Origin of the sequence: Microcoleus sp. B4-C1 (assembly GCF_036705285.1) — a bacterium.
GTDB lineage: Bacteria > Cyanobacteriota > Cyanobacteriia > Cyanobacteriales > Microcoleaceae > Microcoleus.
The window spans coordinates 16,764-36,548 of the sequence record NZ_JAUBUC010000068.1 but is presented as its reverse complement, the minus strand read 5'-3'; the positions used below and the strand labels follow the sequence as shown (position 1 = coordinate 36,548).

Annotated in this window: 17 protein-coding genes; 9 read left to right on the top strand and 8 right to left on the bottom strand. The window is 45.3% G+C overall.

What is annotated here, in order from left to right; all coding sequences use genetic code 11:
• Positions 1-56: 56 nt before the first annotated feature.
• The 3 genes from QUB26_RS23345 to QUB26_RS23335 form a co-directional block, all read right to left on the bottom strand.
• Positions 57-3,890, bottom strand: coding sequence for a DNA polymerase III subunit alpha (locus tag QUB26_RS23345; RefSeq protein WP_333245570.1), 3,834 nt, complete (start codon positions 3,888-3,890; stop codon positions 57-59).
• 189 nt (positions 3,891-4,079) lie between these two features.
• Positions 4,080-4,499, bottom strand: a complete 420-nt coding sequence (locus tag QUB26_RS23340) for a lysozyme inhibitor LprI family protein (protein ID WP_333244575.1) — start codon at positions 4,497-4,499, stop codon at positions 4,080-4,082.
• A gap of 17 nt (positions 4,500-4,516) precedes the next feature.
• Positions 4,517-4,831: a DUF2499 domain-containing protein gene (locus tag QUB26_RS23335; protein ID WP_242715849.1), complete on the bottom strand. Its 315-nt coding sequence runs from the start codon at positions 4,829-4,831 to the stop codon at positions 4,517-4,519.
• 187 nt (positions 4,832-5,018) lie between these two features.
• Here QUB26_RS23335 and csaB point away from each other — a divergent pair, with 187 nt between their 5' ends.
• The 4 genes from csaB to trmB all read left to right on the top strand — a co-directional run bounded on the left by csaB (position 5,019) and on the right by trmB (position 8,447).
• Complete coding sequence (gene csaB / locus QUB26_RS23330; protein WP_333319922.1) at positions 5,019-6,056, top strand: polysaccharide pyruvyl transferase CsaB; 1,038 nt, start codon at positions 5,019-5,021, stop codon at positions 6,054-6,056.
• 22 nt (positions 6,057-6,078) lie between these two features.
• Positions 6,079-6,852: a Uma2 family endonuclease gene (locus QUB26_RS23325; protein ID WP_333319920.1), complete on the top strand. Its 774-nt coding sequence runs from the start codon at positions 6,079-6,081 to the stop codon at positions 6,850-6,852.
• 73 nt (positions 6,853-6,925) lie between these two features.
• Complete coding sequence (locus tag QUB26_RS23320) at positions 6,926-7,666, top strand: Uma2 family endonuclease (RefSeq protein WP_333319918.1); 741 nt, start codon at positions 6,926-6,928, stop codon at positions 7,664-7,666.
• Between the two features lie 148 nt (positions 7,667-7,814).
• Positions 7,815-8,447 (top strand): tRNA (guanosine(46)-N7)-methyltransferase TrmB, encoded by a 633-nt coding sequence (gene trmB, locus QUB26_RS23315; protein ID WP_333319916.1) that lies wholly within the window; start codon positions 7,815-7,817, stop codon positions 8,445-8,447.
• 329 nt (positions 8,448-8,776) lie between these two features.
• On the opposite strand, the gene QUB26_RS23310 is transcribed toward trmB, so the two are convergent.
• Together QUB26_RS23310 and acsF are read right to left on the bottom strand one after the other, a co-directional pair.
• On the bottom strand, positions 8,777-10,291 hold the full coding sequence (locus QUB26_RS23310; RefSeq protein WP_333319914.1) for a phospholipid carrier-dependent glycosyltransferase: 1,515 nt from the start codon (positions 10,289-10,291) through the stop codon (positions 8,777-8,779).
• Between the two features lie 489 nt (positions 10,292-10,780).
• On the bottom strand, positions 10,781-11,857 hold the full coding sequence (gene acsF / locus QUB26_RS23305) for a magnesium-protoporphyrin IX monomethyl ester (oxidative) cyclase (RefSeq protein ID WP_333245573.1): 1,077 nt from the start codon (positions 11,855-11,857) through the stop codon (positions 10,781-10,783).
• A 423-nt stretch (positions 11,858-12,280) separates the two neighbouring features.
• On the opposite strand from acsF, the gene QUB26_RS23300 reads away from it, so the two are divergent.
• Positions 12,281-12,757, top strand: a complete 477-nt coding sequence (locus QUB26_RS23300; RefSeq protein ID WP_333245552.1) for a TM2 domain-containing protein — start codon at positions 12,281-12,283, stop codon at positions 12,755-12,757.
• A 176-nt stretch (positions 12,758-12,933) separates the two neighbouring features.
• Positions 12,934-13,107 (top strand): 50S ribosomal protein L32, encoded by a 174-nt coding sequence (gene rpmF, locus QUB26_RS23295; protein ID WP_006632406.1) that lies wholly within the window; start codon positions 12,934-12,936, stop codon positions 13,105-13,107.
• 42 nt (positions 13,108-13,149) lie between these two features.
• Here the strand turns inward: rpmF and queA are convergent, their stop codons facing one another.
• The gene (gene queA, locus QUB26_RS23290) at positions 13,150-14,292 is read right to left on the bottom strand and encodes a tRNA preQ1(34) S-adenosylmethionine ribosyltransferase-isomerase QueA (protein WP_333245549.1); all 1,143 of its coding nucleotides are present in this window, start codon (positions 14,290-14,292) and stop codon (positions 13,150-13,152) included.
• A 148-nt stretch (positions 14,293-14,440) separates the two neighbouring features.
• Between queA and QUB26_RS23285 the strand changes: the two genes are divergently transcribed.
• On the top strand, positions 14,441-14,830 hold the full coding sequence (locus QUB26_RS23285) for a hypothetical protein (protein ID WP_006632408.1): 390 nt from the start codon (positions 14,441-14,443) through the stop codon (positions 14,828-14,830).
• Positions 14,831-15,028: 198 nt separating this feature from the next.
• On the opposite strand, the gene QUB26_RS23280 is transcribed toward QUB26_RS23285, so the two are convergent.
• Positions 15,029-15,622 carry a YraN family protein gene (locus QUB26_RS23280; protein ID WP_333319912.1) on the bottom strand — a complete coding sequence of 198 codons (594 nt, stop codon included), beginning with the start codon at positions 15,620-15,622 and terminating at the stop codon, positions 15,029-15,031.
• 14 nt (positions 15,623-15,636) lie between these two features.
• Between QUB26_RS23280 and QUB26_RS23275 the strand changes: the two genes are divergently transcribed.
• Positions 15,637-16,152 (top strand): pentapeptide repeat-containing protein, encoded by a 516-nt coding sequence (locus QUB26_RS23275; RefSeq protein ID WP_333245544.1) that lies wholly within the window; start codon positions 15,637-15,639, stop codon positions 16,150-16,152.
• Positions 16,153-16,528: 376 nt separating this feature from the next.
• Here the strand turns inward: QUB26_RS23275 and dnaG are convergent, their stop codons facing one another.
• The gene (dnaG, locus tag QUB26_RS23270; protein ID WP_333319910.1) at positions 16,529-18,547 is read right to left on the bottom strand and encodes a DNA primase; all 2,019 of its coding nucleotides are present in this window, start codon (positions 18,545-18,547) and stop codon (positions 16,529-16,531) included.
• A gap of 225 nt (positions 18,548-18,772) precedes the next feature.
• Between dnaG and QUB26_RS23265 the strand changes: the two genes are divergently transcribed.
• Entirely contained in the window at positions 18,773-19,708 is a 936-nt protein-coding gene (locus QUB26_RS23265) for an NAD-dependent epimerase/dehydratase family protein (RefSeq protein ID WP_333319908.1), read from the top strand.
• The last annotated feature ends 77 nt before the right edge of the window (positions 19,709-19,785 follow it).

Here is a 19,785-nt window from a genome sequence, read left to right as displayed (position 1 = left end):
GCCCGTCCTTTTTGGACGGGCGGGACGCCCATCCCACTTTCAAGAGTGGAAGTTATTTAATTCTCATTCCTTAGTTGGGCGAGATAATTGACATACTGGTGAAGGCGATCGGTTTCAGTGTCAAGTAAACGACTAGCCCAAGAATGTACATTAAGTTGCGATCGCATTTCTCGAAATACCGCAGCATCCCCGCGATTGTCTAGAGGAAAAACCCAAGCATCAAATCCTGCCGACTTGAGACGGCTAACAGTTCCCTCGCCATCTTGCACCCACAATTGAGGGCTAATGCGAAGGGGTTGACAGGAATATTCGCCGACAACCATTCCCCCCACAGAAACGCTAGCATCTTCTCCACGATTGGAAAGTTCTTGCAAAATAGCTTTGAGGGAATTGAGTTTTTTCCCGTCTTGTACTTGCTGCGGTGTCAGCTTGACAATGACCATTTCTAAAACTTCCACAGGCTTTGTCGATCGTACAACGTTGACTGGTTCCGCCGGCCAATGGTTATTTACTTCCGGTTGGGCATTCTCGATTTCCTCTTCAACCTGTACTGTTTCCACCGGCTTTGCAGTGTCTACAATTATCTGAATTTCCTCCCCATCTTTCTCGATTTTTCCACTAATCAGTAAGATAGCATTCTCTACCATGTAAGGTTTCACTTGTTCGTAAGCCTTGGGGAACACCACAGCTTTTATTTGAGCTGTCAAATCTTCTAATTGCAAAATTGCCATCGCATCGCCTTTTTTTGTCACTACCATTTTGATAGCGCTGAGCATGACAATAACTGATACTTTCCCCTTTTTATCTGCTAACTGTTCGAGAGTCACAACATCGGGGTCTGGGTTTACTTGCATGAGAAACTTTAGGGGATGTTCTGACACATAAAAGCCAAGCAGTTCTTTTTCTAAACGCAATTTCTCCTGTTTTTCATAATCTTTTATTAATTTAGATTTTGGCGCGGACTCATAGGTATTGACTGACTTGCCAAAGCTATTCCCACCTAACAAGTCAAAAAGATTACCTTGGCCGCTTTCTCGGTCTCTTTTGCGCTCTTGCGCCCATTTAATTACCCCTTCGAGGTCGTGTACTAATTGATTGCGGTTGTGTTCAATTTTATCAAAAGCACCGCATTGAATTAATGCTTCTAAAGCGCGGCGGTTGACAGAATGGAGATTTACGCGATCGCACAAATCAGCCAACGATTTAAACTTACCCCCTTCCTGCCGCGCCGCCAAAATATTTTCAATTGCCGATTCTCCCACATTTTTAACCGCCGAAATTCCAAACAGAATTTTATCTTTTGCAGCGCCCGTCATCTGTTTCGGCATCGGTGTAAAAGTAAGTTCCGAGCTATTAACATCGGGCGGCTCAACCTCAATACCCAGCTTCAGACAATTGGCAATATATTTCTGTACTTTATCCTGATCGCCCCTGTTAGCAGTCAGCAGTGCAGCCATGTATTCTAGAGGATAATTTGCCTTTAAATAGGCAGTTTGATAGGTAATATAGGCATAGGCCATTGAATGGGATTTATTAAAACAATATTCCGCGAATTGTAGCATCTGCGCGAATAACTTTTCAGCAATTCTTTGACTGACTCCATTCTTAGTTGCCCCGTCGATAAACGTTTCTTTTTGCTTCTGCATTTCATCAGCTTTCTTCTTGCCCATCGCGCGTCGCAATAAGTCAGCTTGACCCAAAGAATAGCCCGCCAAATCTTGAGCCATCCGCATAATTTGCTCTTGAAAGCAAAGCGTTCCGTAAGTCTCTTTTAAAATCGGTTCTAATAGCGGATGATCGTACTCAACTGTTTTACCGTGCTTACAGTCAATAAACTGAGGAATCAAACCTGCATCCAGCGGGCCAGGTCGGTAAAGTGCCAAAATAGAAGAAATATCATCCAGACAGGAAGGTTTGAGTTTTTTCACTACATCCAGCATTCCAGAGGATTCTAGCTGAAAAATACCTTCTAAATCTCCTCTTTCTAAAAGTCTATAGGTTTTATCTACATCATCGGGTAACTTTTTGATTCGGCCAAAAGTCTCTTGAGCTCTGCGCTCTATATCAGAAGGTAGCATTTCTGGATCGACAATTAGATTTTGGGTTTGTTTAATATAATCAACAGTTTTCTGGAGCGTTGTTAAGTTTTTCAATCCCAAAAAGTCCATTTTCAGCAGCCCCAAAAATTCCAAATCTTCCATGAAATATTGGGTAATCACAGCCCCCTCATTATTTTTTTGCAGCGGTACAAGTTCATCCAACGGCTCTGAAGAAATTACCACACCTGCTGCGTGAACGCCATAGGTTTTGTTGGTTCCTTCAATACGAATTGCCATGTCAATCCACTGACGGACTGGGACTTCAGTACCAGTTTCTGCATTTATGCAAATTGTATTTTCATAGTTGTCTTTAAATTCCTGTGCAGGTGTGTCATTGGAAATCATCACTTTAAGTTTTTCCGGTTTTCCCCGGGACACGGGAATTAATTTTGCCATTTCGTCGGCTTTTTTGTAGGGAATACCTAACACCCGGGCCACATCTTTCAATACAGCTTTGGATGTCATTCTGTTGAAAGTAATAATTTGCGCTACGCGCTCGCTACCATATTTTTCAGTAACGTATTTAATCATGTCGTCCCGCCTTTCTATGCAGAAATCGCTATCAATATCTGGCATAGATTTGCGTTCGGGATTGAGAAATCGCTCGAATAGTAGCCCGTGGTGTACGGGGTCTATATTGGTGATTTTGAGGACATAGGCAACTAGAGAACCGGCGGCAGAACCGCGTCCTGGCCCTACGGGAATATCGTTGTCTCTCGCATATTTTATGTAGTCCCAAACTACTAAAAAGTATTCTGAAAAGCCCATCTGCTGAAGCATTTTCAGTTCGTATTCTAGTCTTTGTTTGTAGACTGGGGGGATTTCATTTCTGGTTCTGGCTTTGAGGCGTTCTAACAGTCCCAGCCAGGATATTTCTTCTACATAAGTATCGGCTGTATGTTCTGGGGGAATTGGAATTGTGGGAATCCGAGCTTCTCCTGTGAGCTCGTATCTCGATACTTTATTTGCGACCTCTAAAGTGGTTTCGATCGCCTCTTTGATTGTTTCATCATCCAAATGGTCTCGAAACAGTTGCGCCATCTCCTCTGCGGACTTAAGATATTCAGTACCGCTGTAGCGCATCCGCTTGTCTTCTTCAATCAGTTTGTTGGTGTTAATGCACAGCAAAGCATCGTGTGCTTCTACGTCGTTGCAGGAAATATAGTGAGAATCATTGGTGGCAATTATTTTAATTTTGAGTTCGCGGGCAATTTTGACGATTTCAACATTAACAATCCGGTCTTCCGGGGAACCGTGGTCTTGAATTTCTATATAGTAATCTTCTCCAAATACTTCTTTATACCACCCTGCTACTTCACGGGCTGTATCTAGCTTGTTTTGCAGAATCATTTGGGGAACTTCGCCGCCCAAACAAGCACTGGTGACAATTAAACCTTCGGAGTATTGTTTTAGCAGTTCCTTGTTGATGCAAGGTCGGGCAAAAATACCTCTTTCTGGCATTCCCTTTAAGTGGGAAATTGTGGTTAGTTTGACGAGGTTTTTATAGCCTTGGGTATTTTTAGCTAAAACAACTTGATGGTATTTTCTTCTACCTCGAACTTTTACTTCAATGTCGCCGTTGACGACATACATTTCATTGCCAATAATCGGCTTGATATTTTTATTTCGGCAAACTTTGATTAGCTCGATCGCGCCGTACATCACCCCGTGGTCTGTAAGGGCGATCGCGGGCATCCCCAATTCCACCGCCCGTTCTGCGAGCTGTTGTAGCTGAGAAGCCCCATCTAGTAAGCTATAATCGCTGTGAATGTGCAAACCAACGAAGGACATAGGGATTTAAAATATAAGATTTGAGAATTTAGATTTTACACCATCGGCGTGTCAAAGGGTAAAATAAAAAACAAAGCTTTATATCACTCTTGAGCTGGTTTATGCTGGGGCTTCTGAAAGTGCAAAAGATGAGGTTGTCGCGGTATTGATGATGGAAGGGGTAAATTATTCTCGATCGCGATCGAAGTTTTACAAACTTGCTTGTTTCAAATAACCTTCCAAATCTTTAATCCGTTCTTGCGTCACTCTGGCCCTGCAATAACCGTAGGTAGAAGCAGCCAAACTACCGCCTTCAAACTGTCCTTTTGCATAATCACAATTTTCATCTCGAAATTTAATCCAAGTACGCTGTGCCACCGTCAATCTCTGCTTTTGTCTACTGCTGATTTTTGCTTGCAGTTGCTTATAAACTTGATTGAGCTTTTTGTCGGCAGCCTCAAACTCTTGACTAGAACACATATTCATGTCTAGCGTGGTTTGAGGACTTTTGCAGTTAGGTTGTTGGGCGACTTGTACGGGAATGTTGCTGGCTTTGCTGGGAAGCAAAAATCCGGCTGTCAACAAAAGCAAACTTGCGACAAATTTTACCCAAAGAGTGCTATTTTTCACTTACTTTCTCCCTTTTTTTAATCTTTAATTTTCTCTGCTGGCTGCGCCGATCGCCAAATCCACCAAGCCGCCGCCCACAAAGTAAAATTGCCGAAGAGAGTCATCGCCGCTTGCAGGGTAACAATCCATTCTAGGGCTGGGGAGTTGTCAAAATAGTGCCATGTACAGGCACACATAGCGCTCACGAGAGCGGGCAGCATTCCGGCGGAAAGGGCCCACCAAGCTCGGTTTTGAGTGACTTCGCCGTAAGTCCAAATTAACCAGATGGCGGCAATCCACTCGACGACGCTAGAGACGTGAATAATCCAGGTGGGAATTGACAAAGCGTGCATTTTTTGTATTGTGAACGAAGATGTATTTATTTGTTTAAGGCAGTTGACAGTTAACTGTTGACTGTTAACTGTTGACAGTTAACTGTTAACTGTTAACTGTTAACTGTTAAAATAATTTATGGCTTGATCGCAACAATTAGATATTGTAATAGTTATATTCCCATCATAAACAAACAAAAGAGTAGAAATGCGAGCAATTTTGTGCGGCTATTACGGTAAAGGCAACGGCGGCGACGAGGCGCTGTTGGCATCGCTACTGCAAATGTTACCAGATGGCGTGACGCCGATCGTCCTGTCTGGCAATCCTGTCGAGACAAATCAGCGGTATGGGGTAGCTGCGCGCGATCGTATGAATGCCTTTCAAGTTATCGAAGCACTCCGCACCTCCGACGCGCTAATTTGGGGCGGCGGTAGTTTAATCCAAGACGCTACTAGCATTGTGAGCCCTTTCTATTATGGTGGTTTGATGGGATTAGCGCAGCAGATGGGCTTAAAAACTGTTGCTTGGGCCCAGGGAATTGGCCCTTTGAAGCGCGAAATGACTCGCAAGTTATCTCAGCGCTGTTTTGCTGGATGCACTGCCGTCAGCGTGCGGGATAAAGGTTCAGCTACTTTACTTGCAGATTGGAAAATTCCCTTTACTTTAGCGCCCGATCCCGTGTGGGCTTTGGAGAATTCGCCCGTGTCGGGTTTGTGGGATTTACCTGCGCCCAGAGTTGCTGTTTGTTTGCGTTCTCACTCTACACTAACTCCCGCGCGTTTGTCAATCTTAACTCAAGCTTTAGTTGACTTTCAAAAAGCCACTCGCACCTTAATTTTGCTGCTGCCTTTTCAAGCGTCTCATGACTTAGAAATTGCCCAACATTTGCACGAAGCGCTGCCGAAAAGGAGTCGCATCCTCAGTTTAGACGATCCGAGAAAATTGAAAGGAGTGTTCCGGGGAGTCGAAATGGCGATCGGGATGCGCTACCACAGTTTAATTATGGCCGCATCCGAAGAATGTCGCTGTTTTGCTCTCAGCTACGATCCCAAAGTCAGCCAGTTAATGGAAGAGCTAGAAATGCCGGGATACTTATTATCAGAATTGCCAGAAGATCCTTATTTAATCAGCAAAACCTGGATCGAACACTATGCTAACGGCGACGCCTTATCGCCAGACCGGATAAAATTTATAGTAGAGCGATCGCTCTTTCATCGCGAAGTATTGCGAGCCGCGCTCCAGTAATCTCATTGAGAGGTGAAATACAATGACAGCCAGTACAGCCAACTTAAAAATTACCTGGGAAAAATTGCCAGACGACTTCATTTTAGACGAGGAACCAGTGGAAAATATCGACCAACCCTTGCTAGCCGCCGCCTTGCGAGAAATCTTAGAAATCGCAGGGCTAATAGTAGCAGGAATATTAGTTGCCCCAAACATGGGAATTTGTGCGACAGTAGACAGCAAGCTAGTTATCAAAGCACCAGATTGGTTTTATGCCCGCCACGTACAGCCGCTGGAAAATCAAGAAATTCGCCGCAGTTACACTCCCAATTTAGAAGGAGACATTCCGGCGATCGTGATGGAATTTTTATCAGCTACTGCCAACGATGAATATTCTCGCAAAAAAACTTATCCCCCCGGCAAATGGTTTTTTTACGAGCAAATATTGCGAGTGCCAGTCTATGCACTTTTTGAACCAGCCGCCGGAGTGTTAGAAGTCTACCAGTTGGATTCATCAGGAAAGTATGAAGTACAACCACCCGATGCTTTCGGCCGTTATTGGATTTCTGGAGTTGGATTATTTCTGGGTGTTTGGTATGGCACAAAAGCCGAAAGAACCGGATATTGGTTGCGGTGGTGGGATGAAAGTTCAGAGATGTTATTGTGGGGAGCAGAAATGGTAGAAAGAGAAAGGCAGCAAAGGGAAATAGCCCAACAACAAGCCGAACAAGAAAGGGAACTGGCCGAACAAGAACGAGAACGATCGTCCATATTGGTCGCACAATTAAGAGCATTAGGCATTGAACCAGAAGCTTAAAAATAGGCGATGCTATTCTAGCGAAAATTATTGCCAGCAGTTCTACCGGATTCTTACTAAGAGGTAAAATACCATGACATTCAATCCAATTCAATCCAAAATATCCTGGGAAAAATTGCCAAAAGATTTCATTTTAGACGAGCACCCCCTGCAAGATATCGACCAGCCTTTGCTCGCCGCCGCCTTACGGGAAAGCTTAGAAATTGCGGGGCTAATTTTGGAGGGAACATTAGTTGCGCCTCATCTGGCGATTTGTGTAAATTTCAACGATAAGCTAGTTATAAAAACTCCCGATCTGTTTTATGCCACCAACGTACAGCCCCTTCCCGATCGAGAAATTCGTCGCAGTTATACCCCCAACCTAGAAGGAGACATTCCGGCAATTGTCATGGAGTTTTTGCCAGATAATCCTCCTAGTTATCAGGATGAATATTCTGCAAAACAAACTTATCTCCCCGGAAAATGGCATTTTTACGAACAAATATTGCAAGCTCCAATCTATGTAATTTTTGAACCTGCGATCGGAGATTTAATAGTATATCATTTGAATTCATCAGCACAGTATGAAAAACAGCAACCAGATGCAAACAATCGTTATTGGATTGCAGGAGTTGGTTTATTTCTGGGGGTTTGGCAGGGAACAAAAGCCGAAAGAACGGGATATTGGTTGCGCTGGTGGGATGAGAGCGGAGAGATGTTATTGTGGGGAGCAGAAATGGTAGAAAGGGAACGGCAGGAAAAAGCAAATGTTCAACAGCGGGCCGATCGACTAGCCGCCCAATTAAGAGCCGCAGGCATGGAACCAGAAGCCTAATGCAATAATGAGCAATTAAACTTTGCCGAGGAAAAGTTTTAATTGCTAATTAACTAAAAAGTATTAGACAACATCGCAAACATCAATATTTATCGGCGTTAATCAGCCTTCATCAGCGGTTAAAAATTACATTCAGGAGACAGCAAAATTGGCAAGAGTAAGAGTGCGAGAACACGTCAATCCCCTATCAATTAGATATCAAGCATCTGCAAGTCCCCCGGATTGGACTAAAATCTATGCCGACTTAAATTTACCGCTGCATTTAGATATCGGCTGCGGCAGAGGACGGTTTTTGTGGCACATGGCGCAAATCCAAACAGACTGGAATTTTCTCGGATTAGAAATTCGGGAACCGCTGGTAGAAGAGGCGAATCTTTGGCGGGACGAAAAAGGCTTGACAAATTTGCACTATTTGTTTTGCAATGCTAATAGTTCCCTAAAGCCAATTTTAGAAACTTTGCCCGCAGGTATTTTGCAGCGAGTTAGCATTCAATTTCCCGATCCGTGGTTCAAGAAAAAGCACCACAAACGGCGGGTGGTACAGCAGGAATTAGTCGGCGAATTGGCAACTTATCTGGCAATTGGCGGCGAAGTTTTTATCCAGTCAGATATTGAGGAAGTAGAAAGCGAAATGTGCGATCGCTTTTCATCTCACCCCAGTTTTAAACGTCAAAATGGGGGCGAATGGCTAGCAGAAAATCCCCTACCTGTGGCTACTGAAAGAGAAATTGCTACTCTGAAACGGGGCGAACCAGTTTATCGAGCACTGTATCAAAAATAATGCTCGCTTTTCCCAACTCACCTTTGTCATAAATGTTATAACTTACATCTTGCACCTTGGTTAGGAACAGGCAAGATGCCTGTTCCACAAAACTTAATTTTCTTGTGGAACTTTATTTAGGAACAGGCAAGATGCCTGTTCCACAAAACTTAATTTTCTTGTGGAACGGGCATCTTGCACCTTGGTTAGGAACAGGCAAGATGCCTGTTCCACAAAACTTAATTTTCTTGTGGAACTTTATTTAGGAACAGGCAAGATGCCTGTTCCACAAAACTTAATTTTCTTGTGGAACGGGCATCTTGCCCGTTAATAAAAAAATTATTTCTAGCTTAAACCCAAGATGGCAGCCACATCCTAATTTTCCATTCCATTTGCGACAAAGGCAGTCCCAAATAGATAGGCATCCAGAAAATAAAAGCACCCAAAACCAGAAAAATAATTGTTACCCCCATCCCTCGGAGTCGAGTTTGAGGGCTGTGCAGCCACCTGTCAACCCACCAAGCAAGTGCTAAGGCTGAAAACACAGAACAGCCCATATAATGGTACAAAAATATGCAGCGAGTCACCTTCACCCAAGGCAGCAAATTAGCGGCCCAATTAACTATTAAATATAACCCCAGCCACATTTCAGCAGTCGGCGGAAACAAAATCGGCCGCTGCTGTTCTATGGTGTCAACAGAAGCCTCGCTGCGCGTTTGCAGCCACACCAAAATCCGGTGAACTAAAAGTCCTATTACTAGCACTAAAGCTAAGGTTGACAGCCACCAAAGGAAGGGATTTCCCATTGCGTGAACGTCAAAAATTACCTCAGTTGCACCTTCAGGTAAAGGCGGCAAAACCGGATCTGGTTGGGCATTGTTGCTAGCTTTTTTGAAGAAGTAAACTATCGGGCGCAGCATCAACGGCCAACCGTACCACGCGGAACAGTAAGGATGTACATCTGGGCCGCTTTTAATCCGCTGGTGATAAGTCAAAATTTCCGTTTGCATCTGCCAGAAATTGGGAGTTGGATTAAAGTGCAGGTGAGGAATCCAGGATATGCTATAAACTAAAATAGGAATAATAGCTAGACTAAACCATACTTCTATAAAACTGAGTTGAGTCAGTTTTTGTACGGGACTTTCGGGAGGAATTAGAGCCGAATTAACCTCGCTAACCTGTTCTTCATCTTCTTTGTTTCCCTGAATAAAACGAACTGCCCAAGCGCACAGCAACATCAGATAAGTACCGAAAAGAAACCACAATCCGTTCCATTTGATAGCCGCAGATGCGCCGAAACCTATCCCGGCTAGCACCAGCCAAAACCAGCGCTTCTTACCTTCAGCTTCTACTGATTTTAAAATAAATAACTGGCCTAATATTCCAAACAAAACTAGATAAATGTTGTTCAGCGCGTAGCGAGATTCAACTAAAAACAAACCGTCGCAGGCGATAAATAAAGCAGCCAGAAAAGCAAAGGTGCGGCGCCCAACGAGCTGATAAGCTAGGGCTCCGACAACTAGGGGAATAAAGGAACCTGTGAGAGCATTCAGCCAGCGGTAATCCCAAGGAGAAAGCAGGGAGCCAGCCATACTGTTGACGGCGGTTTTGCCGAAGGGAAGGTGAGTGCCGATCCAAATGCCGATCGCAATTATGTACTGGCTCAGAGGCGGGTGAGCGTTGAAAAAAGGAGTTTTTGTGAGATAATTGTTGGCAAATTTAGCGTAATAAACCTCGTCAAATACTAAAGTGTTAAATCTCTCTAGTTCCCAAAAGCGGAGAGTTAAGGATAGGAGGAACACCCCGATCATTCCCAGGGCAAAAACAAAATTTGATTTGTTGGATTGTTTTTTGTTGGGGTTCATAAAACATCAAAAAATAGTAGATGCTAGGTTTGGGGGCGATCGCTAATTTAAAAATACTGAATTGAGAATAGCGTAAAAATTACAATTCTGACTTTTAATACCAGTTTAAAACAAGAATGCAACTGTAGACCCGTGCTCCCAAACCCGATAGTCATCAGGGGAGCATCTCAATGAAAGCAGCCCAGCCCAAAATTGGAGTTAGGAGTCAGGAGTCAGGAGCCAGGAGAAAACAGGAAGAAGGAAGAAGGAAGGAGCCAGAAGAAGTGTTTTTACAAATATGAGATGCTCCCGTCATCCGTCATTCCCCATTCTTTAATCTAAAATCGTTCGAGTGAGCGCTCACGCCGAAGTCTAAAATCTCAAATGGTATAACCTTCGCTGCGGCAAACCCGATCGCACGCTGCCCATGAAAACTAATCTAACATCATACCAAAAAAAGCGGCTCCGCTTGTCGCAGAACCGCCGTCACAGAGGATGAAAAATCAAAACTTAACGCACAGCGCCCTGTACTGAAGGTGATTCAATTGTTTTCATGAAGTACAGCTTCACTAATTGCCAGCCGTTCGACAGATACAAAGGCAATTTTTGGAAGAACTGCAAGAATTTCGGAGTATTAGAAGCAACAATTGCTGTCAACTGCTGATTGTTCTTGAGGCAAATATCCAGGCGTTCATAAAATTCTGGATTGTTCACGTCGAGCATGACGGGGAATACGCGACCTGCTGTTTCGTTGGTTTTTTTAATCACTTCGATGTCGTATTCGCGAGCATCAAGTCCGAGCGATCGATAAAAACCGGCACGCTGGATATCATTGAGATACATTGTCGCGAACACTGACAGCAAGAAGAAACGGCACCAAAGCTTAGCGCGCCAATCATTCAACATCTGAGGCTGAGCTCTCATCACCGCATCGAAGAAATCTCCGTGGCGGTTTTCATCCTGGCACCAATTTTCAAAGAATCGGAAAATCGGATAAATCTGGTCTTCAGGATGGGCTTTTAAGTGCTGATAAATCGTGATGTAGCGCCAATAACCAATCTTTTCAGACAAGTAAGTCGCGTAGAAAATAAACTTCGGCTTAAAGAATGTGTAACTGCGGCTCTTTGTCAAGAAACCCAAATCCAGGGACAAATTAAAGTCGGACAGGGCTTTGTTGAGGAATCCGGCGTGCCGCGCTTCGTCGCGGGACATCAGCAAGAAACCTTCGGCCAGCACTGGATTTTTGTCCTTGAGCTTGCGTGCCAATTCTTTGTAAAGCAAGAATCCAGAAAACTCAGCGGTGCAAGAGCGTTCCAGGAATTCAATGAACAACTGGCGCTTTTCGCCGTCGATGTGTTCCCAAGATTGCTCGAACTCGGCATCACGCACGAAGTGGTTGCGGTTGTAGTCAACGCGGAACTCTTCAATAATTGCTTTTAGTTCGGCTTCATTTACCGAGATGTCCATTTTGGCCATCTCGTCAAAATCGGTTGTGTAAAATCTCGGCGTGAGAATAGTTTCTTTGGCTGGGGCTTTCACTCCCGGCCGCAGTTCTTCAAAAGTGGGTTTTTTGAGGGAATCTACCATATGTTTATTGGATTTCTGCTTATAACTACTCGCTTGTTTCCATTGTCGGGTACTGCGGGCGATCGCGCTCGTGTATGTCCGGCCAGCGCTGGCGGCGCGCTTGCTTTGGCGCTCCGTGTGGAATCCAGGTCTAAGCTGCTGTAATTTCCACGCCCTCCAGTTTACCAAGCTCTCGCCCGCGAAAATATGTTGCTGGCGTTAAGAATTGCTACGCAAAATTACTCATGGGCATGGGAATGGGGCATGGGGCATGGGGCATGGGGCCTAGGGCATGGGGAATTGGGGAATTGGTAGTAAATAACCAATAACTTCGGACTATGCACAAATATCTGCTGGTGTCAAACTGTTCAAACACCAGATAGAAAGTACAAAATGGATAAAAGGACTCCAATTCTTAGAATAACCAGGCAGGACGGTCAGAAAATGAGCAATTTAGGTGTTAGTTACCTTTTATGGGCAGCTTGTTTTTTCGGCCCATTCGGACTCCACCGCCTCTACAACGGCAAGATTGGTACGGGTTTGCTGTGGCTGTTTACCTTTGGTTTGTTTGGGTTTGGGCAATTGTTTGACTTGCTGCTGCTGCCGAACATGGTGGACGAACGCAATGCCAGTCTCAGGGGCAAACTCGGCGTATCTCGCGAAGGTATACCGCTATATCCCAGCAACGGGGCGATCGCCGCGACATATCCCAAGCAAACTCCAGACCAGTTAGGGGTTAAACTCCTGAAGGCAGCTTATACCAAGAACGGAAGATTATCTGTCACCCAAGGGGTGATGGCAACCGGCGCTACTTTTGCCGAAGTGGAAGAGGCTTTCACGGCACTGCTCAAAACGGATTATGTGAGTATCGAGAACGATGCGGTAACTGGCGTCGTGATCTACCACTTTCACGAACTTTAGCTGCTGCGGGTGCGTGATCTAGGGGATTTTGTCTATTTTTCCAGAAGCTAATCGCTGACGCACCTTACTACTTGATATTGGTTGGTGAGCAGTTATTGCCGTTTTTTGAGTAAGCATTGCCGACAAAATCGGCTAGAATGTTTGTTTGTCTATATAAGCAGAAAGTATTTAGCGTCATGGCAGTCCCTAAGAAGAAAACCTCCAAATCCAAGAAGAATATGCGTAAGGCCACATGGAAGCGCAAAGCTGTCGTGGCAGCTCAGAAAGCTCTGTCTCTGGGCAAATCTGTTCTGACTGGACGTTCCAACAGCTTCGTGTATCCCGGCAATGAAGAAGAGGAGGAAGAATAGAAACGGCATACCGGGCATGGGGCGAACCCGATGCCCGATCGATCAATCCTTTTTTGCTGTGGGTAAAATCAGCATGGCATCGCCAAAGGAATAAAAGCGGTACTGATGCTCGATCGCTTCTCGGTACAAATCCAACAGCCGAGGCCTTCCAATCATCGCACTTATCATCATCATCAAAGTAGAGCGGGGCAAGTGAAAATTGGTAATCATCCCCTCTACAACCCGCCACTTGTAACCAGGGTAGATAAACAAATTAGTCTGGCCGCAAAAAGGTTGCAAGGAAAAATCGCCACTCGCGGCCGCGGCTCCCTCTAAAGCTCGCACTGCTGTTGTACCCACGGCAATGATCCGCCCGCCTCGGGATTGAGTTTCCCGGATTTTCTCGACGGTGGCGGCGGGTACTTCCACCCATTCGCCGTGCATTTTGTGAGCCGTCACGTCTGCCACCTCCACCGGGCGAAACGTCCCTACTCCGACGTGTAAGGTGACAAAAGTTTTTTCGATTCCCCGCTGTTCCAAGCGGCTGAACAATTCTTCGGTGAAGTGCAGGCCTGCTGTGGGGGCCGCCACCGCCCCAAGCCGATCGGCATAAACAGTCTGGTACTGTTCCGCTGAAGCTTGGGAATTTTCGATGTAGGGCGGCAGGGGTATGTGGCCGTATTCGTCCAAAAACTTCACCAGATTCTCATCTGTGGGGATGTCAAACTCCAACAGCCGTCCCCCTGTGGCGTCGTCCCTCTCTATAACTGTTGCAGTCAAGCGACGACGATGGGGGGGCATCGTGGCATCGGGAAGGCAACAGCAAGGAGCTGTGGTAGAGTCCTCACAGGCAGGGGCGATGGGATCAAACTCAATTTTTGCTCCCAACTTTAAGCGTTTCCCCGGTTTAACCAAAGCCAGCCAACAGTTGTGCTGCCGTTCTTCCATCAATAATATCTCCACAGCCGGGCCGTTGGGTTTGTGCCCGTAGAGCCTCGCTGGCAGCACGCGGGTGTTGTTCAGTACCAGCAAGTCGCCCGGTTGCAGCAAATCGGGTAAATCCCTAAAAATCCGGTGTTGCTGGCTGCTGGGAGAATCTACAGCCAGCAAGCGAGAACTGTCCCTCGGCACTACGGGATTTTGGGCAATGCGCGAGGGCGGAAGTTCGTAGTCGTAGCCGTCCAAAGACCAGTCCATCTCTGTCATCAAGTGAATTCCTGTGCGATCGATCTGTCAACTGGGTAACAAATTGGGTAAAAACCCCCATCCAAAGTCGGGTGCTTTTCCCCTTGTGGTGGCGGGTATACCCCGCGAGGATAGAGGTATAGCATCAGCTTTGCTCATAAGGATCGTTATGGAATACCTCTACTACATCGCCAATACTAGCCTTACTCTGAGAGTCGTGGATTACCTACGCACGGCTCATCATCTTCCCTTGCAATTTATCACTGTTATTCACCAAATTGACGGCTGGGTGGTAAAGGTGAAAATGAGCCAATACTTAACTCCCGAAATGCACGGGGATTTTCGGGCTTTTATGAACGAACTCGGGATTCCTTACGATCCTGAAATTCGCTTGCAAATGGCGCTTTGGAGTTTGGAAACCGGACAGTCGCCACTGAGCGTGATGCGCCGCTACCAGGTGGCCGTGGTTTGTCACGGCAGCCCTGACCGCAAAGAAATTGAAGCGTTTCGCCAGCAGTTTGTCAAGGGTCTGGGATATTGCCCGGAAACTCTGGCCTAGATTGCTACGCATATACATTAACTGTGATGACAGAACAGGAGAGGGAGAGAAGGGGAAAGCGGGAGAAGATTTAACGCTTTTTTCAGCTCCGTTAAAGCTTAAGAGAGAACTGCGCGACAGCCTAGGCAAGTTAACAATTAAAAATTACCTAGTGGCATTGGTTTGAGATTTTACCCTCTAAATTTTAATTATATATTTTTAAATGCTAAAAGCCGATCGAATGTATTCTTGCAGGGTGAATCGGTAGTTACCTGCAACGGCGGATTGAGAGTTCGCTGCTGTTAATGGTGGTAAGATTTGCTTAGTGTTTTGTTGTGAAGGTTCGCACCTGACTAAGGCGACATCAAAGCGACAATAATTATTGGCTAAATCTGGATGGGTGCTTAAAAATATTTCGGCTGTTTGCCAAAGTTTGGCTTGTTTTGTGGTAGTAATAGCCAACATTCCACCAGCATCCCAATTTCCCCGGCGGCGAGTTTTCACCTCTACAAATGCTAATGTTTGGGATGTGTGATTGGGAAGACTTCGGTTTTTTGCGCTTTCTTCATCTCTTCCGAGTGCGATGATGTCAATCTCTCCCCAGCGACAGTGCCACTGGCGGTGCAGGATTTCCCAACCTTGCTGCTGCAACCAGTCGGCGACTAAGTTTTCTCCCAATGTGCCGATATCCCTAGAGTTTGGGGATTGGGGGGAATTGGAGTCAGCGGTGGCAAGCGGGCGATTCCCTACGGGATAGCTACGCTTGACGCGCTTTCTGGTAGAATTCAATTCTGAACTGTCACGACTGCTCATTAGCTTGAACTTGTATGATGATTTCTCGAATTCGCCAACATATTGATACTTTCTTGCTGAGTTTTGTTATTTTAGCAGTAATTGCCGCTGGGGCGATCGGCATTAATCCCGCACCGGCTTTCGCTTTGGATCACGACAAAGAAATCCTAGTCGGGGCTGATTTTACTGGTCAAGTTCTGACTGACGACAGTTTTAATAAAGCCAATCTTCGCAACAGCAATTTTACTAATGCAGATTTGCGGGGCGTCAGCTTTTTTGCGGCCAATATGGAAGAAGCAAATTTAGAAGGCGCTAATTTCACGGGTGCTACTTTAGATTTAGCTCGCATGATGAAAGCAAATTTAACTAATGCTATCCTTGAGGGTGCTTTTGCTTACAATACCAGACTCGAAGGAGCTATTATTGACGGTGCTGATTTTACAGAGACACTGCTGCGAGACGATATGATAGAAAAACTTTGTAAAGTGGCAAAAGGTACTAATCCCGTGACGGGTAGAGATACTCGCGAAACTCTTTTTTGCGATTATTAAAAGGGTCGTTGAATAAAGTAATAAAGTCCTTAGTACAAACGGGTTCTTAGTAGGGACTTTATTCCTTATATCAGTTTAAAAAAATGTAACCGCACGCAAGCTTCAAACCCAGGGCTGTTTCATTCTCTTGTAGGGGCAATCCGACCCCTACTCCCCGTGGTTGCCCCGATATCTGAAACCCCTACCCGCTCGTCTATGGGCTGGGCGGGCACTCTTGGCACCGCCCCTACAAAACCCTGCTTTTCCGTAGGGGCAATCCGACCCCTACTCCCCGTGGTTGCCCCGAAACAGCCCTAGCTTCCCACCTATATCGAACGAGTCATCTCCAATCTCCAATCTCCAATCTAAAATCTAAAATCTAAAATCTAAAAGGGTATTAGCCCCAAGGCACGGAGGTTAAATCGTAAAAATTAACTTGACGCAGCCGCTCTAATTCCTTGAGCCATTCTTGTTCGGCACAGAATAGTTGGTGATATTCTATCGCCTCTTCGCCACTGCTAGCGGCCTTGGCTTTTTCCCACATATTGAGTGCAATCCGGCGGCGCTTCATGCTGATAATTTGCTCGATACAGGCAAGGGCTGATCTAATTACTAGAGGTGCGCGATAAACGTTTCTTTCTGAGAACTCATTTAAGTGAAATAAATGGGAAATTTGATTTAGTTGATTGGGATATTCAATGAAGCTATCTTGCAATTTCAATATTAACTCAGAAGGCGCTACTTGTAAAGACATTTTGTGCAATATTTCTGCATTCACAATCTGATGCCACAAAAATCTGTGGTGAGAAAGGCTAAACTGCACGTCTCTAGCTTCTATTGCTTCTATGACATCTTGGCGATATTCGGGACAGTGCAAATAAATCTGCAATAATTGCGCTTCTGCTTCTTCTAAAAGACTGCGGGCTACGGCAGATAAGCTTGATTTTGAGCTTTTGTTTTCGCCGCTTGCACGCTGCTTTTTATATTGTTTGTTCGGCTTCAGCTTGTTTCTAATTAACAGGGGCATTGTCAAAGATTCGTCTTGACTCTGCCGCTTTGCCCAATCGCTGACTACTTGATTGAGTAAGTTTTCAGCAATCATTTTTGTGAGTCTAAAATCTCCTTTGCTGAGAATTTCGGCGCACTTTTGCAGGTAATGTGCTAGCTGATTGTCGTCAGTGATATTGGTTAATAAATTAATGATTTTTTTGGTGACTTGCTGGGAAGTATCGGCTTGCTTCAAATCTTGATTGACGAGCATTTGTTGCAGTTGCCAGTCGAGCCACAATGGAGCATTTTCCAGCAATTCTCGATATTGTTCTGGGGAGTATGTTTTGAGATATTCGTCGGCATCTTTGCCGTCGGGAATGTTGAGCACCCGCAGTTGGACTTCTCCTTGATAAGCGAGTTTTTCTATTTCTCCAATAGCGCGTTCTGCTGCTTGAGTTCCTGCTTTGTCGGCGTCGAAGTTGAGGATAATTTGTTTGGAGTCCGTGTAGCGCAATAACTGCCGTACTTGGTTTAAACTTAAGGCTGTGCCGAGGGAAGCGACGGCGTTGGAGATGCCGGCGGCCTGAAGTGCGATCGCATCAAAGTACCCCTCTACAACCACTGCGCGATCGGCTTTGCTAATGGCTGTTTTCGCTGTATCTAAGGCGAATAAAGTTTTGCCTTTATCGAAGAGTTCTGTTTCGGGAGAATTGAGGTATTTCGGCTGTTCGTCGCCGAGAGCTCGGCCACCGAAACCGATGACTCTGCCTTGGGTGTCACGAATGGGAATCATAATGCGATTGCGGAAGCGATCGTAATAACCGCTGCCGCCATTTTTTCGCGGTACAATTAATCCAGCTTGTTCTACTAATTGCGCCGGATAATTTTTCTGTTCTACTAAATAACTGTAAAGTGCTTCCCAACCTTGGGGTGCATAACCTAATTGAAATTGTTGGAGAGTTTCTTCGCTTAGCTGGCGCTCTGATTTGAGATATGCTAAGGGTTCTTCTCCTTGGGTTTGCCGCAAAGCGTGTTCGTAAAAGTTGGCTGTTAGTGCTGAGATTTCATAGAGTTGTTCCCGCAGAGAAATTTGCCGCTGCAATTCTTGTCGGTGTTCCGGTTCGACTGTTTTGACGGGGACTTGATAATTTTTAGCTAATTCTAATACTACTTCGCTGAAAGGGCGTTTCTCCAATTCCATGAGAAACTTAAAAGCATTGCCGCCTGCACCGCAGCCGAAACAATAATACATTTGTTTGCCGGGACTGACAGTAAAGCTGGGAGATTTTTCGTCGTGAAAGGGACACAAACCTACGAATTCTTTCCCGCGTTTTCGCAAGACGACGCGACCTGAAATAACGTCTACTATGTCGGCTCTTTGTTTGACTTCTTCGATTGTTTCTGGATGCAGCCGGGGAACTTGCATAGGGCTATTTTAGGCAAATTGAAGTTATGTTTATTTGAGCGATCGCCCAATTCGAGTAAAGCTGAGGAGTGACTTTCAGGACTTGCGTAGAAAAACTCAAGAAACCGGGTTTTTATACCAGGGCTGATGGCTGTCACCGTGTTTTTTCGTAAAAAACTAGGTTTATCCGTAAGGCATAACTTTATTGTAAGATATTTACACTCACTGTAAGGAGCATCGAAAATAATGCGAATTTTAATGATGGGCGGTACTCGGTTTATCGGGGTTTATCTTACTAAGATTTTAGCAGCACAAGGGCATGAAGTGGTGTTGTTTAACCGGGGCAACAAGCCTGTACCGGTTTCGGGCGTGAAACAGATTCAGGGTGATCGCACAAATGTTGAACAACTAAAAGAAAAGTTATCGACGGTCGAGTTTGACGCGGTTTTTGACAACAACGGCCGCGAACTCAGCGATACAAAGCCTTTAGCTGAAATATTTAAAGGGCGGGTGCAGCACTTTGTTTACATGAGCTCTGCGGGGGTTTATTTGAAGTCGGATCAAATGCCTCATATTGAAGGGGACGCTACTGATCCTAAAAGCCGGCATTTGGGTAAGTGCGAAACCGAAAATTACTTGGCCGAGTCCGGTTTGCCTTGGACTTCGATTCGCCCGACTTACATTTACGGCCCCCAAAATTATAACGATTTAGAGGCTTGGTTTTTCGATCGCATTGTGCGCGATCGACCGATTCCGATTCCCGGTAACGGAATGCACTTCACGCAGTTGGGGCACTGTCAGGATTTGGCTAAAGCAATGGCGGCGGTTTTGGGCAACTCTAGGGCGATCGGGCAAATTTACAACGTTTCGGGCGATCGATTTGTCACCTTTGACGGTTTAGCACGCGCCTGCATTCAAGCAGCAGGCAAATCCCCTGATGCTATTAAGATTGTACACTACGATCCCAAACAATTTGACTTCGGCAAAAAGAAAGCTTTCCCAATGCGATTACAGCACTTTTTCGCTTCAGTTAATAAAGCTGTCACCGAGCTTAACTGGCAGCCGGAATTTGACTTAGTTTCTGGCTTAAAAGATTCTTTTCAGAATGATTATGTAGTTTCGGGGCGGGACAAAGCTGAGATAGATTTTTCAGTCGATGACGAGATTTTGAAAGCCGTTTGAAGTTAAGTTATAGTGGGAGCATCTCAATAGCAAAAATCTAGAACCCCACCCTAACCCTCCCCTTAGTAAGGGGAGGG